Genomic DNA, 16,830 nt, shown 5'->3' with positions numbered 1-16,830 from the left:
ACCTGACATTCTGCCGCAGTCGCCCATGCAATTATGATTAAGAGAAGGTGTCATGGCTGAAGAACGGGTGGAAAAAAATAAAATCGTGACCTTTGTTTACACGATTACCGACGAGGCAGGCGAGGTCCTCGAGCAGTCCGATATCCCCAACGACTATCTGCACGATCAGGATGAACGGATGTTTCCCAGGGTGATGGAGGCACTGGAAGGCCACCAGGTGGGCGATACGGTGACCGTGACCCTGACCCCGGAAGAAGGCTTTGGTCATTATGATCCGAGTCTGACCTTTTCCGATGATCTGAAAAACGTTCCCAAAGAGTATCAGCGGATCGGCGCCGAAGCCGAGTTTCGGGACGACACGGGCCAGGCGGTCACCATGCGCGTCACCAGCATCGAGAACGGGCGAATCGAACTGGACGGCAACCCGCCCTTTGTCGATCGGACCGTAGTGTTTATTATCAATATCCTCGGCATCCGTGATTCGAGCGCGCAGGAAGTCGACAGCGGGCAGCCGGTGGAGCCTGCGCAAACGTCGAAGCCGACGCTGCATTGATCCGATGGACTCGTTACAATCCCCTTATGGCCAAATCTGAACTGAATATCCTCATCCTTGCCGCCGGGCAGGGCACCCGCATGCGCTCGCGCCTGCCCAAGGTGTTGCATCCGCTGGCCGGCCGGCCGATGTTACAGCATGTGATCGAGACGGCCCGCGAGCTGCGCCCGCACGGGCTGGGGGTCATCTACGGGCACGGCGGCGAGCAGGTCCCGCAACAGATTGGGGACGAATCGATCGAATGGATCCTGCAGGCCGAGCAACTTGGCACAGGCCATGCCGTGATGCAGGCCCTGCCCCAGGTGGCGGACGAGCAAATCGTGCTGGTGCTCTACGGCGATGTCCCGTTGCTCGAAGCCGACACGCTGGCCATGCTGGTGGAGCATGCCGATCAGGCGTTGTGTCTATTGACCGTGCATTTGCCCGATCCGACCGGATACGGGCGCATCGTGCGTGACGAACATGGTCGGGTCACCGCCATCGTCGAGCACAAGGATGCCACGGATGAGCAGCGGCGTATCACCGAGGTCAATACCGGCATCCTGGCGGTCAACGGCGGGCGGCTCAAGAAATGGTTAGGCCGGCTCGATAACAACAATGCCCAGGGCGAATATTACCTGACCGATATCATCGCCATGGCGGTGGCCGATGGCGTGCCGATCGAGGTGAGTCATCCGGCTGAAGTCAGCGAGGTGCTCGGGGTCAACAGCCGCCAGCAACTGGCCGCGCTGGAGCGCGAATACCAGCTGCGACAGGCCACGCGACTGATGAGCGAGGGCGTCTCGCTGGCCGATCCGGCGCGGCTGGATATCCGTGGACGACTGCATTGCGGCCAGGATGTGGCGCTGGATATCAACCTGGTGGTCGAAGGCGAGGTCAGCCTGGCCGACAACGTGACGGTAGGCCCCAACTGTGTGTTAAAAGATTGTACGCTGGAAGACGGGGTGCAGGTATTGCCTATGAGCGTGATCGAAGGCGCGCATATCGGCGCCGGCAGCCGTATCGGCCCGTTTGCCCGCATCCGTCCGGGGACCGAGCTTGCCGGGCAGACCCATATCGGCAACTTCGTGGAACTGAAAAACAGCCAGGTGGGCGAAGGCAGCAAGATCAATCACCTCAGTTACGTGGGCGATACAATAATCGGCAAACAGAGTAATATCGGTGCCGGGGTCATCACCTGTAATTACGATGGGGCCAACAAGCACCGCACCGAAATCGGCGACAACGCCTTTGTCGGCTCCGACGTGCAGCTGGTCGCCCCGGTCAAAGTCGGTGACGGCGCCACCATCGGTGCCGGCACCACCCTGACCAGTGATGCCCCTGAAAACGCTTTGACCCTGAGTCGAACCAAACAGAAAACCGTGACGGGTTGGAAGCGACCGACGAAACAGGGACGAGGGACGAGGGACGAGTGACGAGGAAAAGCGTATTATGGCTTATATAAAATCGTATAATCAGAATCCAATCTACGTTAATAGCAACAGGTCCAGAAGTATGCAGGTTGTAATGAAGGCCTCGTCCCTCGTCCCTCGTCCCTCGGCCCTGTAATTATTATGTGCGGTATTGTAGGCGCCATTTCCCATCGAAACATCACCCCGATCCTGGTCGACGGGCTCAAGCGGCTGGAATATCGCGGCTATGACTCGGCCGGGGTGGCCGTGCTGGATGACCAGGCGTGCCTGAACCGGGTGCGCACCGTCGGCAAGATCGCCAATCTCAAGCAGGAACTGGAGAAAACCCCGGCCGATGGCCACATAGGTATCGGCCATACCCGCTGGGCGACCCACGGCGAGCCGGCCACGCACAATGCCCATCCCCATGTGTGCAAACAAACCGTGGCACTGGTGCACAACGGTATCATCGAGAACTTTGAAGGGCTCAAGAATGCCCAGCTGGGCGAGGAATACCTGTTTACCTCCGATACCGATTCCGAGGTCATCGTCCATCAGCTGCACAAGCATTTGAACAAGGGTGAGAAACTGCTAACGGCGGTGCAGAAGACCGTTGCCGAACTGGAAGGGGCCTATGCCCTGGGCGTGGTCTACAACCGGGAGCCGGACAAGCTGGTCGCGGCACGACGTGGCTCACCGCTGGTGATCGGTATTGGCGAGGGCGAGAACTTTATTGCCTCGGATATGGCGGCCCTGTTACCGGTAACCAACCGGTTTTATATCCTTGAAGAAGGCGATGTGGCGGTAATTACCCGCGATGGGGTCACCATTTATGATGAACACCATCAGCCAGTCGAGCGCCCAATCCATGAAAGCAAACTGAGCGCCGACGCGGTCGAGCGTGGCGAATACGCGCATTACATGCTCAAGGAGATCTACGAGCAGCCTCATGCTATTGCCGAGACCCTGGAAGGGCGGCTGGGTGAAGACAAGGTGCTGGAAGCCAGCTTCGGCCCGAAGGCCGCGGCGATTTTCGAGAAGACTCGCAACATCCAGATCGTCGCCTGTGGCACAAGCTATCACGCCGGCTTGATCGCCAAGTACGGCTTCGAGTCGGTCACCCGCCTGCCCTGTAACGTGGAAGTGGCCAGCGAGTTTCGTTATCGCAAGCACGTCGTCCAGCCCGATACCCTGTTCATTACCATATCCCAGTCCGGCGAAACCGCCGACACACTGGCGGCGTTGCGCCTGGCCAAGGAACTGGGTTACGAGCACACACTGACGATCTGCAACGTGCCGGAAAGTTCGCTGGTACGCGAATCCGAACTGTCGTTGATGACCCGCGCCGGCCCGGAGATCGGTGTGGCGTCCACCAAGGCCTTCACCACCCAGCTGGTTGCCATATTGTTATTACTGGTCGTGCTGGCGCGCCGCCACGGTCTGTCCAAAGAGATCGAGGCCAAGGTGGTGGACCAATTGCGCCATCTGCCGAGCATTATCGAGGAAGTGCTCGGACTCGACGGGGAGATCCAGAAACTGGCCGAGAACTTTGCCGACAAGCAGCACGCCCTGTTTCTGGGGCGCGGCATGATGTACCCGGTGGCCCTGGAAGGAGCGCTCAAGTTAAAAGAGATTTCCTATATTCATGCCGAAGGCTATCCGGCCGGCGAACTCAAGCACGGCCCGCTGGCGCTGGTCGATGCCAATGTCCCCGTAGTCGCCGTCGCGCCCAATGACAAGCTGCTGGACAAGCTCAAGTCCAACCTGCAGGAAGTGCGGGCACGGGGCGGCAAGCTCTATGTCTTTGCCGATCAACACGCCGGCATGCGTGCCGATCAGGGCGTAACGGTACTGGACATTGCGCCGGTCGATATCGCCATCTCGCCCATCATCTACACCGTCCCGCTGCAGCTGCTGGCCTACCACGTCGCCCTGCTCAAGGGCACCGACGTGGACCAGCCACGCAATCTCGCCAAAAGCGTGACCGTCGAATAAGGCAAGGTTTCCAGGCCAGGTTATTGTCCGGGGAAAAAAATGTTCTTACCTGGAAAATAAAGTCTTTACCTGAATAAAAAAGTTCTTACCTCAGCGGGTGTGGTTAAGTAATTGATTAAAAATGAGTTATCCGAAGAAGCAATTATTTGGTCCGTTTAGAGGCTGGTCAGACCGAGATTAGCCAGGAGCTCTGCAAAGAGCCCGGTTCTGTGCAATTTTGGGTATCCGGAATTTTCGGTTGATAAAACGCCAAAAACCCAAAGGAGAAAACCTTTCTCAACGGATTATATGGTTGATATTCTCAAGACTTTTCTGTCAGATTTCTGTTTCCATTCTATGCCTAACTTTTCAATGACGATGCCAGCTAGGAATGGCAGTTTGAGCAGAGCGAGCATCAAAGCCGTTCTGAATCATGCTCAATCTGGACGCCTGCACAACATTCTTCTTGCAAGAACCCAATCAGGTTCTCTAGATGCTCATACTCCGGTATGCAGACGATGGTGCGGCTATGTTTCTCCTGCCGGATTAGCCCAACCTTAGCCATGCGTGCAAGGTGATGCGATAGCGTCGAAGCAGGAATACCCAATCCCTTCTGGATATCCCCGACCGAAGACCCATTATGGCCAGCTTTGACCAGAAAACGGAACACAGACAGTCGGTGACTATTCCCTAACTCAGCTAAGCTGGCTGCAACTTTTTCGTGATTCATAACACCCCTCATAAGATTCGATATTTCTAGAATCATAGTTGACAGACCTGAGAAGCGCAATTAACCTATCTTATATTCGATGTATCTAGAAATATAGGAGTAAAAATGTCGCCTCAACTGCAAGATACCCTAAGCATGTTCGCCTTCCTCGCTGTCGAGCTATCGGTCTTATTCATTGGTATCAGCCTGCTAGTCGGGGTTCTTCAACGCCATATCCCGCCATCCAAAGTGGAAGCTTTACTGAGCTCCAACCAGCGCAGGGGCTATTTTCTCGCCGCTGGTCTGGGGGCAATCACGCCTTTTTGTAGTTGCTCCACCATTCCCATGCTGAAAGGCCTGATTCGTGCGCGTGCTGGGTTTGGTCCGATGATGGTATTTCTTTTCGCCTCTCCGTTGCTGAATCCCATCATCGTCGTTCTACTGATAGCCACCTTTGGCTTGGCCCTCTCCGCTATCTACGTGCTCGCAGCTCTCGTGGTCTCACTCGGTGCCGGCTGGTTACTGCACACGCTTGGGTTCGAGCGTTATGTGCGTCGGATGGCAACACAAGAGCACAGTGGATGTAGTTCATCAGCAAACCCATGCGGTGCTACACCGACCGTATCGAGTTGCGGAACCAACAGCTGCGATACAATTCCGAAGACGGCTTTTTGCGCCGCTGATGAGAAGACAGATTTTACGTCCAGCGGATGCTGTGACAGTCAACCTTCTGTCACGGTTAAGAAAAAAGGGAAGTACAGTGGCGTTTGGCGGGACGCCTGGTCGGACTTTGTTGATGTGCTGCCTTACCTGCTTATCGGTATTGCGATTGGCAGCGTGATCTATGGTTTCATGCCTACTGGTCTATTGGAGCAGTATGCTGGTCCGGACAACCCGTTCGCTATTCCGATCGCAGCCGTCATTGGTGTGCCGTTGTACATTCGCGCTGAAGCCGTCATACCGCTGGCAGCGGCTCTGATGGCTAAAGGCGTGGGTGCCGGGACGGTACTGGCCTTGATCATCGGCAGTGCCGGAGCCAGCCTGACCGAGATCATTCTGTTGCGCTCTTTGTTCACACTAAAGCTTCTAGTAGCGTTTGTAGCCGTCATCTTTGCCATGGCAATGATTGCAGGTTACGCTACCTATCTGTTTTTCTGACCGAGGCGGGAGATGATTAATCCCTTAAACCTCCCTGGGTATCAGTTAGTGGGTTCTGAGGAACAGAATGACGACATACATCTTCGGCTTGAGGCACCTACACCATTAGCCTGCGAAGAGTGCGGCGTGCGGGGTGAGTTCGTGCGGCTCGGCAAGCGTGATGTTCCCTATCGTGATCTTCCCATCCACGGCAAGCGGGTCACCCTCTGGGTGGTCCGCCGCCGGTACACCTGCCGGGCCTGCAAGACCACCTTCCGACCCCTACACGGAACCGGGGTCAGCGGAACCGGGGTCAGAGCACAGATTTTGCTAATATACTACTGAGACAATCAACCTGCGATAGTTAGTCAAACCACAAGGAGGTGGCCAATGGCAGGGATATTTGGGGTCAGAGTAAAAACATGAGCGTCCGCTACTGGCCGCAAGCTGCCAGATTGCGATGACTTTTTTTAAATATTACGTTTACAGACTCTACAGCCTACTCTTTCAACAACCGCTTGAGAAACACCCGCATTTCCTTCGCAGCCTGCATATCGCCTTTCTTTTCCGCGACTTCGATGCCTTTTTCATAGGTGGCGATGGCCTGATCGCGATCGCCGCTGTCAGCGTGGGCCTGGCCGAGCAGTTTCCAGGCGGCGGAGTATTCGCCGTCGAATTGCAGGGCGCGTTGCAGGTGGGCGATGGCGTTGTCGTAATGGCCTTCCTTGTAATAGGCCTGTCCCAGGCCGAAGCGCAGCAGCAGACTGTCCTGCCCGTCGGCGAGCATTTTTTCGAGGTTGTTGATCATGTTCATGCAATCAGCATAAGTAGCCGGCGTGAAAATTACAACGCGCGGGATACAGGGTTATTGAGGTTTAGCGGCGCCAGAAGGCGGGAGTGAGTAGAACAAGCAGGGTGAAGATTTCCAGACGCCCCAGCAGCATGGAAAAGCAGAGAATCCATTTGGCAGTATTGGTCAGCGAGGCATAGGTGACGCCGACCTCGCCCAGACCGGGGCCGAGGTTATTGATGGTGGCGGCCACGGCGGAGAAGGCGGTGACCTGATCCAGGCCGGTCATCATCAGGATTAGCAGCATGATGGCAAAGACCGCGACATAGGCGGAGAAAAAGCCCCAGATCGCGTCGATGATGCGCGGGGAGACCGGTTTGCCACCGAGTTTGATCGGAATCACGGCGTTGGGATGAATGATCCGGGTGATCTCGCGCATGCCCTGTTTGATCAATAACAAAAACCGGATCACCTTCATGCCACCGCCGGTGGACCAGGCGCAGGCGCCGACGAAACTGACAAACAGTAACAGCACCGGCAAAAAGCCGGGCCACAGGTGGTACTGGTGCGTGGTAAACCCGCTTGTGGTGCCGATCGAGACCGTCTGGAAGACCCCGTGCAGCAAAGCCCGATCGAAGCCGGGGAAGACGTTTTCGTTATACAGGTAAAAGACGGTAATCAGCGCCACCAGCAGAAGAATGACCACATAAGCGCGGAATTCGGAATCGAGCAGGTAATACACCGGTGAGCGATGGCGCCAGGCGGTAAAGTGCAGCGCGAAGTTGATACCGGAGAGGAACATGAAAATGATCGCCACCACCTCGACCATGGGCTTGTCGATGTAATAGCCCATGCTGGCATCATGGGTTGAAAAGCCGCCGATGGCGACGGTCGAGAAACTGTGCCCGATAGCATCGAACAGACTCATGCCGCCCAGCCAGTAACCCAGCGCGCAGAGCACGGTCAGACTCAGATAGATATACCACAGGGCCTTGGCGGTCTCGGTAATGCGCGGGGTGATCTTGGTATCCTTGACCGGCCCCGGCGTTTCGGCGCGGTACAACTGCATCCCCCCGATGCCGAGCATGGGCATGATGGCCACGGCCAGCACGATGATCCCCATGCCGCCCAGCCACTGCAATTGCTGGCGATAGAAGCGGATGGACTCGGGCAGGTAATCGATCCCGGTCAGGACCGTGGAGCCGGTGGTGGTCAAACCGGAGAAGGACTCGAAAATCGCATCGGTGATGGAGATGGACGGATCCGGCGAGAGAATGAACGGGATGGCCCCGAACAGGCTCAATGTGGTCCAGAACAGCGCCACCACCAGAAACCCGTCCCGCACGCGCAGTTCCTGTTTCTGGTTTTTGACCGGCAGCCATAAAACGATCCCGCTGATCAGGATAATGGCAAAACTGTAGAAAAAGGCTTCGAAAGTAATATTGAGATAGAGAAAGGAGACGAACAGCGGTGGCAGCATGGCCAGGCTGAAGACCATCAGCAAAATACCCAGGATGCGTTGGATAACTAACAAATGCATGATCAGGAACAGTGCTGAGTGCTGAGTTCTGAGTGCTGAGAAAGGCTCACGAGCCCTCCGTTGTTGTCTTGCTTACGCTCGGCGTTACAGCGTGCTCCGGCAATGAAAGAATGGAATGTACTCATTTTCCTCGTCCCTCGTCCCTCGTCACTCGTACCTTGTTTTTATATGAACGTGATGCTGACCTGGAACAGGCGTTCGACATCGGGGATGCGGGCCTTGTCGACCAGGAACAGGATGACGTGGTCGTCGGGTTCAATCAGGGTGTCGTGATGGGCGATGATGACCTCTTTGTCGCGGACGATGGCGCCGATGGTGGTGCCCGGCGGCAGTTTGAGTTCCTCGATCTTGCGTCCGACGACCTTGGAGGTATTGATATCGCCGTGGGCGATCGCCTCGATGGCTTCGGCCGCACCGCGGCGCAGGGAGTGGACCTTGACCACATCGCCGCGTCGCACGTGGGCGAGCAGGCTGCCGATGGTGGATTGCTGGGGCGAGAGCGCGATGTCGATCACGCCGCTCTGGATCAGATCCACATAGGCCGCGCGGTTGATCAGGGTGATCGCCTTGCGCGCCCCCAGGCGCTTGGCCAGCATGGAGGAGAGGATATTGGCTTCGTCGTCGTTGGTCAGCGCGCAGAACACGTCGGTCTTGTCGATGTTCTCTTCCAGCAACAGTTCCTCGTCGGCCGCGTCGCCGCACAGCACCATGGTCTTGCTCAATTCGTTGGAGATTTGCCGGGTCCGTTCCGGATTGTGATCGATGAGTTTGACCTGGTATTTGCGCTCCAGGGCCTGGGCGACGCGTTTGCCGATATTGCCGCCGCCGACGATCATGATGCGTTTGTAGGGTTTGTCCAGGCGGCGCAGTTCGCTCATCACGGTGCGAATGTTCTTGCTGGCGGCGATGAAGAAGACTTCATCATCGGCCTCGATCACGGTGTGACCTTCGGGAATAATCGGCCGGCCGCGCCGGTAAATGGCCGCCACCCGGGCCTCGACACCGGGCATGTGCTGGCGCAGGGTGCGCAGCTCATGCCCGACCAGCGGACCGCCGTAATAGGCGCGCACCCCGACCAGCTGCACCAGCCCGTCGGCAAAATCGAGCACCTGCAGGGCACCGGGGTGATTGATCAGGCTCTGCACATAATTGGTGATCAACTGCTCGGGGCTGATCAACACATCGATGGGCAGGGCGGACGGGCTGAACAGGTTATTGTGCTTGAGGTATTCCAGGGCCCGGACACGGGCAATCTTGGTCGGGGTATGGAAGATGGTATAGGCCACCTGGCAGGCGACCATGTTGGTCTCGTCGCTGTCGGTCACGGCGATCAGCATATCGGCGTCGTCGGCGCCCGCGCGCTGCAGAACCTCGGGATGCGAGGCATGACCGATGACGGTGCGCAGATCGAGGCGATCCTGGAGTCCCTGCAGCACCTCTTCCCGCTGGTCGACCAGGGTAATGTCGTTGGCCTCGCTGGCCAGATTCTCCGCCAGCGAACTGCCGACCTGACCGGCGCCGAGAATGATGATCTTCATAAAGGTCCAGAGTCGTTCTTGTTATTTGAACGCAATTGTAAAGTGTTTGATGACCGTTTACCCGTCCTGGGGAACATTTTTCGGATCGATGCCCAGTGAGCGCAGCTTGCGATACAGATGGGTTCGTTCCAGCCCGACGGCCTGGGCAACCTTGCCGACACTGCCCCGGGCCTTGCGCAGCTGATACTCGAGATAGTCGCGCTCGAACTGTTCACGGGCCTCGCGCAGCGGCAGATCGTAATTCACCTCGACCTCGCGTTTGTGCAACGTCGGGCCGGTCTCGCCCAGGGCGATATCGACCTCGTCCACATCGATTTCGTGGCCGGAGCCGACGATCAACAGCCGCTGGATCAGGTTGGTCAGCTCCCGCAGGTTGCCCGGCCAGTGATAGTTGCGCAGCCGGTTCTGGGCCGCCAGGGTGAATTTGCGATACGGCAGCTTCTCCTGATCCACCAGCAGGTTGGTGAAAAAGTTGAGCAGATCGGGTACGTCTTCGCGATGTTCGCGCAGCGCGGGGATACGCACCGGGACGACATTCAGCAGATAAAACAGATCCTTGCGAAACCGGCCGTCGGCCACCCGTTGTTCCAGATCCTGATGGGTGGCGGCAATGATGCGTACGCGCAGTTCGACCGGATGGTTGCCGCCGGTGCGATAAAAACTGTGGGTATCCAGCGCGGAATAGAGCCGGGCCTGGGTGGCCAGATCCATTTCGGCGATGTCGTACAGCAACAGCGTGCCGCCGTTGGCCTGTTCGAGCAGGCCGTAATGGACGCTGCCGCCCTGTTCGACGCCGAACAGTTCGCGGGCGGCGTTGTCCGGGGCGAGACTGGCGGCATTGACCTCGACAAACGGGCCGTCGCGGCGGCTGCTGGCGTCGTGCAGGTAACGGGCGGCAATGTGGATCCCGCAACCCGGTTCGCCGCTCATCAACACGCCACTGTCATGTTCGGCGATGCGCCGCAGCTGATCGCGCAGGCCCTGCATGACTGCGCTTTTACCGATGGGTTCATTGACCTGCAGGCTGTGGCGGCGCAGTCCCTGGTTCTCGCGTTGCAGCTTCTGGGTTTCCAGCGCATGTTCGACGGTCAGCAACAGCTTGGCCAGGGAGATCGGCTTTTCGATGAAGTCATAGGCCCCCAGGCGGGTGGCTTCGACGGCGGTTTCCACGGTGCCATGGCCGGACATCATGATCACCGGCCCGCCGGCCTGTTCCTCGTCTTTCCATTCCTTGAGCAGGCTGATGCCGTCGATATCCGGCATCCAGATATCCAGCAGGATCAGATCCGGTTTGCGCTGGCGATGTTGCTGGCGGGCGGCTTCGCCGTTTTCGGCCACGGCGATCTCGTAGCCTTCATCCTCGAGGATCTCCTGGAGTAACTGGCGAATGTCCGGCTCGTCATCCACCACCAGAATATAGGGCGCGGCGGTCGTGGCGGGCTGGGACAGGTCCCGGGTGGCGGCTTCAGGCGGCGGCATCATCGTTGCTGTTATAGGTTGATTCGGCGTCGCTGTCCATTGTATCGCGGATCTCCGTGCCGGTTGAAACCACCGGCAGGCGGATAATAATGGTGGCACCCCCGTCGGGGTTGTTCTCGGCCCACAGCATGCCGCCGTGTTCCTCGATGATCTTCTTGACGATGGCCAGCCCCAGGCCGCTGCCGCGCGGCTTGGTGGTGACATAGGGATCGAACAGCTGATCGAACACACCGGGGGGAATACCCGGGCCGTTGTCCTCGATTTTCAATTCCACATAGCGACAGCTCTGCTCGTGAGCGCAATGGGTGCTGACCTGGATCCGGGAGCCACTGGCATACTCCATGGCTTCGAGCGCGTTTTTGAACAGGTTGTGCAGGACCTGGCGTAAGCGTCCGGCATCGGCCTCGATCTGCGGCATACTCGGGTCGAGTTCGAGCCGAAAGCGGATCTGGTGGTTGCTGGTGCGATACAGGTCCAGGACTTCGTCGATGATGTGATTCAGATCCAGGGTTTCCAGTTGCAATTCGGGCATGCGCGCATAATCGGAGAAGGCCTTGACCATCTCCTTGAGGGACTCCACCTGCTGGACAATGGTGTGGGTCGAGCGGTCCAGCACCTCGGCATCCTTTTGTTCCATCTTTTTCAGGTATTTGTGCCGCAGGCGCTCGGCGGCCAGCTGGATGGGTGTGAGCGGGTTTTTGATCTCGTGGGCCAGGCGCCGGGCCACCTCGCCCCAGGCGGCGTTGCGCTGGGCCTGAATCAGCGCGGTGATGTCATCGAAGACGATGATATTGCCGCTGTCGCGATCGCCGCTGTCGGGTAACGGAGTCCCGCGGCACATCAGCACCTTGCGGCCGTTGGGACCGAACAGGGTGACCTGTTCCTGCCATTCCTGTTCACCGGCATCCAGATACTGGCAGATGGCATCGATCAGCTGACGCGAGGCCGGTTCGGCCCCGGCCAGGGTATCCAGGCGCGCATCGTGATAGCGATCCAGATCCACGTTCAGTATCTCGCTGGCCGCCAGGTTGTGGGTGCGCAGACGATGATCGTGATCCAGGGTCAGCACCCCGGAGGAGAGATTGGCCAGCACGGCTTCCAGATAGGCGTGCTGGGCTTCCAGTTGCTGCTGGCTCTGCTGGGCCTGTTGCTGGGCGATGGCGATCTTGTGGGTCATCTCGTTGAACGAACGCACCAGAAAACCCAGTTCGTCCTTGCCCGGCAGGGGCAGGCGCTTGTCGTAATTGCCGGCCGCCACCGCCCGGGTGCCTTCCACGAGATCGTAAATGGGTTGGACCATGCGCCGCGCCGCATAAAACGCCGCCCAGATCGCCACCAGAATACTCAGCAGCAACACCAGCGACAGGGCCAGAATAAAACTGTATTTGAGCGGGGTGCGCAGATAGGCCACTTCACGGTACTGACTGAAGGCCGTCTGCACACTGTCGGCCAGGGTATTGATGCGATCGCTGACCGGGAACAGCGCCTGTAAAAAGCGGGGTTCGGTGACGGCGTCGGGCCCCGGCACCGTGACGGCCGCACGAAAATGCAGCCCGCTGTCCTTGATGGGGACCAGCCCGATATCATCGTTGCCCTGACGCAGCATGTGCAAACTGGCATCGTCCAGGCGTTCGGGTAACAACTGGGTCGATTCCATGCTGCTGGAGGCGATAATGCGCCCGTTACGGGAGAACAGGGTCAGTTCGGACGCCTCGGTACTGCGATGAATCTCGCTCAGTTTCAGCGCCACGAGGTTGTTGGGCGTATCGGACAGGTTGCGGCCCAGATTCTGGGTTTCGCGCAGCAACTCGCGCATGCGCATGCCCAGTGATGCCTGACTCAGTTCCAGCGCATCGTTCAGGGCATTCTCGACCCGCACATCGAACCAGCTGTCGATACCGCGCTTGATAAAATCGAGCGAGAAATAATAGACCACCGACACCGGTGTGACCGACAGGATGATAAACATGACCACCAGTCGGGCGGTGAGGCGGGTGCCGGTGTCGCGCTTGCGATATTGCTGGACCAGTTGCCACAGGCTTTTGCCGATCAATACCAGCAACAGGCCGATGGCCAGCAGGTTGATGCCGAGCATCAACGAATAGAGTTTGCCGAACAGCGCCGAGTTATGCGTGGCCCCACTCATCAGATAGAGCGAGGTCAACAGCAGCACGAACAGGATGATGATCGGTGCGCTGCCGGAAAACAGTTTGCGGATCAGTGAACCAATGACCATGAGTACCAGTCGCTTTGCAGTTGCCAGTCACTGGAAATATAGGCCAGTGGGCGCATGGGTGCCGGCAGGGATTCGATGTCCAGTCGGCTGCGCAGCTCCAGCGTGTATTCGGCGCCCGACTCCAGCAGATTGGCGTCAATCAGGGGCAGATTGTCGACCCGGCCCAGTGCCCACAGGGCGGTATCCAGATTGACGTAGTTTTCCTGAATCCCGCTGTTGAGATTGTGAATCACGTATTTTTCGGTCAGCGCATGATAGAGCAGCAGATAATTCTGGGTGAGGGTCGCCACTTCCTGGTTCAGCCACCAGCGGCGCTGGCGTTCCACCCGGATATCCATGGCGATGATCAGCGGGACGCCGTTTTTGACCGCGTCGATGGCCTCGGGGGAGAGCTCATAGTCGATCCGGGCGTCGAGGTGATAGACGCTGCCCTGCAGGCTCATGCCGGCATCGCGGATCACAAACCCGTTGTTGGCCAGCGCCAGCGGGGCACTGCCCAGCACGCTGACCAGCAACAGGCAGCGCAGCCAGCGCCGCGGGGCCGGGCGGCGGGTGTCAGCTTGTCTTGACCAGGCGTGCGTAATAGAAACCATCCATTTCATCCTCACCCGGCAGGATCTGTTGTCCGGTCGACAGGGGGTGTCCCCAGCCCGTCGCGAGAGGCACGTGTCGCGCCGAGTTCTCGGCGGCGAGAAAGCGTTCTACCTGCTGCCGGTTCTCCTCGGGAAGGACCGAACAGGTGGCATACAGCAGCGTACCGCCGGGTTTGAGCAGTGGCCACAGGGCCAACAGCATAGCATGTTGCGTGGTGGCCAGTGCGGCGATATCGCTTTGCCGGCGATGCAGTTTGATGTCCGGATGACGGCGAATCACGCCGCTGGCGCTGCAGGGCGCATCGAGCAGAATCCGATCGAAGGGCTGTCCGTCCCACCAGCTATCCGGTTGGGCGGCATCGCCCGCGATCAGGGTGGCAGTCAGCTGCAGACGGGTCAGGTTCTCCTGTACCCGTTGCAGCCGGGCGGCATCGAGATCCAGGGCGATCAATTCCTGCAGCTCGGGCTGGCGTTCCAGCAGATGGGCGCTCTTGCCGCCGGGGGCGGCGCAGGCGTCCAGCACCCGCTCGTCCGGTTGTGCATCGAGCAGGGTCGCCGCCAGCTGGGCGGCGCCATCCTGCACCGAGACGTCACCCGTGGCGAAGTCGGGCAACTGCTCCACCGGGCAGGGTTCGGCCAGAATCACGCCGCTTTCGGTGTGCGCCGCCGGGCGTGCCTCCAGCCCCGCGTCGAGTAAACGCTTTATATAAGCGTCGCGCGAACCGTGGCGGCCATTGACCCGCAGGCTCATGGGGGCCTGGGTGTTGTTCGCTTCCACGATCGCCGGCCAGTGATCGGGCCAGGCCTGTTGTAACGCGGTGAGTAACCAGGGCGGGTGCGCGCTGCGGGCCGGCGGATCCTGCTCCAGGCGTTGTTCCAGGTCAGCTTGACGACGGGTGTAATTGCGCAGGACCGCGTTGACCATGCCCCGCGCCCAGGGTTTGTTCAGGCGCTGGGTCAGGGCCACGGTCTCATCGACCGCCGCATGGGCGGGAATCCGGGTGAAGCGCAGCTGATAGAGGCCGAGCAGCAGCAGCAGGCGCAGATCGGTGTCTTTCTTTTTTAAAGGTTTGTGCAGCAGCCGGGCGAGCAGGAACTCCAGCTGCGGATACCAGCGCATGACCCCGTAGCACAGATGCTGGAGCAGTCCCTGATCCCGGGCCTGTTCCAGTTGCGGGATCACGCTCTCCAGGGCGTTATCCAGATTCTGTCCCTGCTGCACGATTTGCTGCAGCACCTGCAGGCTGGCGAGGCGGGCGTTCATGTCGACTGGCTGTCACCCAGCCGCATGCCGGGTTCGATACGCCCGGGGCGGCCATGCAGGAAGGCGGCCGCGCTCATGGCCTTGCTGCCGGCCGGCTGGATTTGCTGCAGCAGCAGGCTGCCCTCGCAACAGGCCACCGCAATCCCGTCGACATCCGTACTGAGCACGGTTCCGGGCGTCGCGCCAGGCGTTGCCGGCTGGGCCTGGGCCTGCCAGATGCGCAGCGGCTGAGCGTCGAGCAGGGTGTGGCTGACCGGCCAGGGGTTGAAGGCGCGCACTTCCCGGGCCAGTTGCCCGGCCGGTTTGTGCCAGTCGATCCGCGCCTCGGCCTTGTCCAGCTTGCGGGCGTAAGTGGCCTGGCTGTCGTCCTGTGGTTGTGGTGTCAGGCTATCCAGGTTAGCAAGCGCTTGCACAATCGCCTCCCCGCCCAGTTTCGCCAGCCGGTCATGCAGACGGCCGCCGGTGTCGTCCGGGGCGATGGGGCAGGATAATTTGAGCAGCATGTCGCCGGTGTCCAGCCCGGCGTCCATCTGCATGATGGTGATGCCGGTCTCGCGGTCACCGGCCAGAATGGCGCGCTGGATCGGTGCCGCCCCCCGCCAGCGCGGCAACAGCGAGGCGTGAATATTCAGGCAGCCGTGACGGGGAATATCCAGCACTTTTTGGGGCAGCAGCAGTCCGTAGGCGGCGACGATCATGCGATCCGCCTGCCAGCGGGCCAGCTCGGCCAGGGCCGCGTCGGAGTTGAAATTCTCCGGCTGACAGACAGGCAGATCGTACTCCAGCGCCAGCTGCTTGACCGGACTGGCCTGCGGCTTGCGCCCGCGCCCCGCCGGGCGATCCGGCTGGGTATAGACGGCGACGATATTGTGCCCGGCATCAAGCAGGGCGCGCAGGGCCGTGGCGGCGAAAGAGGGGGTTCCAGCAAAGATCAGGGGGGAAGGAGAGGTCATCGTTTGTTTTTTTTGAAGTTATGCGGCCGCGGATAAGTGACCAGGTGCCAGGGGCTAGTTTCCAGGACCTGGCCCCTAGTATCTAGCACCTGCCGGATTTATCCGGCCTGGCGTTGTTGTTTTTGCAGTTTTTTGCGAATGCGCTGGCGCTTGAGGTCGGAGAGGTAGTCGACGAACAGCTTGCCTTCCAGGTGATCCATTTCGTGCTGGATACAGACTGCCAGCAGGCCCTCGGCTTCCATCTCCACCGGGTTGCCGTCGCGATCCTGCATCTTGAGGCGGATATGCTCGGCCCGTTCGACCGGCTCGTAGACGCCGGGGACGGACAGGCAACCTTCGTCGATCTGCTGGATGCCGTCCTTTTCGGTGATCTGGGGGTTGATCACCACCAGCGGCTGGCTTTTGTCCTCGGAAACGTCGATGACGATCAGCCGCTGATGGAAATCCACCTGAGTGGCGGCCAGGCCGATGCCCGGCGCGGCGTACATGGTCTCGAACATGTCGTCGATCTGCCGGTGCAGGCGCGCATCAAACTCGGTCACCGGCTTCGCCTTGATGCGCAGCCGATCATCGGGATAATTTAAAATATTGAGTATTGCCATATAATTTCGTGACGTTTCTCTAGTACAAGTGTAGAAAAAGCTGCTAACATTATGATACTACTAGGATAGAC

General features: G+C 59.1%; 14 protein-coding genes and 1 pseudogene. 5 read left to right on the top strand and 10 right to left on the bottom strand.

What is annotated here, in order from left to right:
- Positions 1–52: 52 nt before the first annotated feature.
- From U5K34_RS04915 to glmS, 3 genes are all read left to right on the top strand, one after another.
- A complete protein-coding gene (locus U5K34_RS04915) occupies positions 53–553 on the top strand; it encodes an FKBP-type peptidyl-prolyl cis-trans isomerase (RefSeq protein WP_322567358.1) in 501 nt (166 codons plus the stop codon).
- Positions 554–579: 26 nt separating this feature from the next.
- Positions 580–1,968: a bifunctional UDP-N-acetylglucosamine diphosphorylase/glucosamine-1-phosphate N-acetyltransferase GlmU gene (gene glmU, locus U5K34_RS04910; RefSeq protein WP_322567357.1), complete on the top strand. Its 1,389-nt coding sequence runs from the start codon at positions 580–582 to the stop codon at positions 1,966–1,968.
- A gap of 138 nt (positions 1,969–2,106) precedes the next feature.
- Positions 2,107–3,939, top strand: coding sequence for a glutamine--fructose-6-phosphate transaminase (isomerizing) (gene glmS, locus U5K34_RS04905; protein WP_322567356.1), 1,833 nt, complete (start codon positions 2,107–2,109; stop codon positions 3,937–3,939).
- Between the two features lie 394 nt (positions 3,940–4,333).
- Here the strand turns inward: glmS and U5K34_RS04900 are convergent, their stop codons facing one another.
- Positions 4,334–4,648, bottom strand: a complete 315-nt coding sequence (locus U5K34_RS04900; RefSeq protein WP_322567355.1) for an ArsR/SmtB family transcription factor — start codon at positions 4,646–4,648, stop codon at positions 4,334–4,336.
- A 105-nt stretch (positions 4,649–4,753) separates the two neighbouring features.
- Between U5K34_RS04900 and U5K34_RS04895 the strand changes: the two genes are divergently transcribed.
- The gene (locus U5K34_RS04895; RefSeq protein ID WP_322567354.1) at positions 4,754–5,785 is read left to right on the top strand and encodes a permease; all 1,032 of its coding nucleotides are present in this window, start codon (positions 4,754–4,756) and stop codon (positions 5,783–5,785) included.
- A gap of 12 nt (positions 5,786–5,797) precedes the next feature.
- Positions 5,798–6,047, top strand: a pseudogene (locus U5K34_RS04890) (transposase family protein); the annotation flags it as partial.
- 216 nt (positions 6,048–6,263) lie between these two features.
- On the opposite strand, the gene U5K34_RS04885 reads toward U5K34_RS04890, so the two are convergent.
- From U5K34_RS04885 to def, 9 genes are all read right to left on the bottom strand, one after another.
- Complete coding sequence (locus U5K34_RS04885; protein ID WP_322567353.1) at positions 6,264–6,578, bottom strand: tetratricopeptide repeat protein; 315 nt, start codon at positions 6,576–6,578, stop codon at positions 6,264–6,266.
- 61 nt (positions 6,579–6,639) lie between these two features.
- On the bottom strand, positions 6,640–8,094 hold the full coding sequence (locus tag U5K34_RS04880) for a TrkH family potassium uptake protein (RefSeq protein ID WP_322567352.1): 1,455 nt from the start codon (positions 8,092–8,094) through the stop codon (positions 6,640–6,642).
- A 164-nt stretch (positions 8,095–8,258) separates the two neighbouring features.
- Positions 8,259–9,632 carry a Trk system potassium transporter TrkA gene (trkA, locus tag U5K34_RS04875; protein ID WP_322567351.1) on the bottom strand — a complete coding sequence of 458 codons (1,374 nt, stop codon included), beginning with the start codon at positions 9,630–9,632 and terminating at the stop codon, positions 8,259–8,261.
- 57 nt (positions 9,633–9,689) lie between these two features.
- Positions 9,690–11,111, bottom strand: a complete 1,422-nt coding sequence (locus U5K34_RS04870) for a sigma-54-dependent transcriptional regulator (protein ID WP_416224048.1) — start codon at positions 11,109–11,111, stop codon at positions 9,690–9,692.
- Positions 11,098–13,347 (bottom strand): ATP-binding protein, encoded by a 2,250-nt coding sequence (locus U5K34_RS04865; RefSeq protein ID WP_322567349.1) that lies wholly within the window; start codon positions 13,345–13,347, stop codon positions 11,098–11,100. Before U5K34_RS04865 ends, U5K34_RS04870 begins: the two co-directional genes overlap by 14 nt.
- Positions 13,329–13,940 carry a DUF4390 domain-containing protein gene (locus U5K34_RS04860; protein ID WP_322567348.1) on the bottom strand — a complete coding sequence of 204 codons (612 nt, stop codon included), beginning with the start codon at positions 13,938–13,940 and terminating at the stop codon, positions 13,329–13,331. Before U5K34_RS04860 ends, U5K34_RS04865 begins: the two co-directional genes overlap by 19 nt.
- Entirely contained in the window at positions 13,903–15,204 is a 1,302-nt protein-coding gene (gene rsmB, locus U5K34_RS04855) for a 16S rRNA (cytosine(967)-C(5))-methyltransferase RsmB (protein WP_322567347.1), read from the bottom strand. The genes U5K34_RS04860 and rsmB overlap by 38 nt, the downstream gene beginning before the upstream one ends.
- Positions 15,201–16,157: a methionyl-tRNA formyltransferase gene (gene fmt, locus U5K34_RS04850; protein ID WP_322567346.1), complete on the bottom strand. Its 957-nt coding sequence runs from the start codon at positions 16,155–16,157 to the stop codon at positions 15,201–15,203. Before fmt ends, rsmB begins: the two co-directional genes overlap by 4 nt.
- A 98-nt stretch (positions 16,158–16,255) precedes the next feature.
- Positions 16,256–16,759 carry a peptide deformylase gene (gene def, locus U5K34_RS04845; protein ID WP_322567345.1) on the bottom strand — a complete coding sequence of 168 codons (504 nt, stop codon included), beginning with the start codon at positions 16,757–16,759 and terminating at the stop codon, positions 16,256–16,258.
- Positions 16,760–16,830 lie beyond the last annotated feature (71 nt).

This window comes from Thiohalophilus sp., assembly GCF_034521165.1.
In the GTDB taxonomy this organism is placed as follows: domain Bacteria; phylum Pseudomonadota; class Gammaproteobacteria; order UBA6429; family Thiohalophilaceae; genus Thiohalophilus.
Note: the sequence above shows the minus strand (reverse complement) of the source record. Positions and strands in the feature narration are given on the sequence as shown.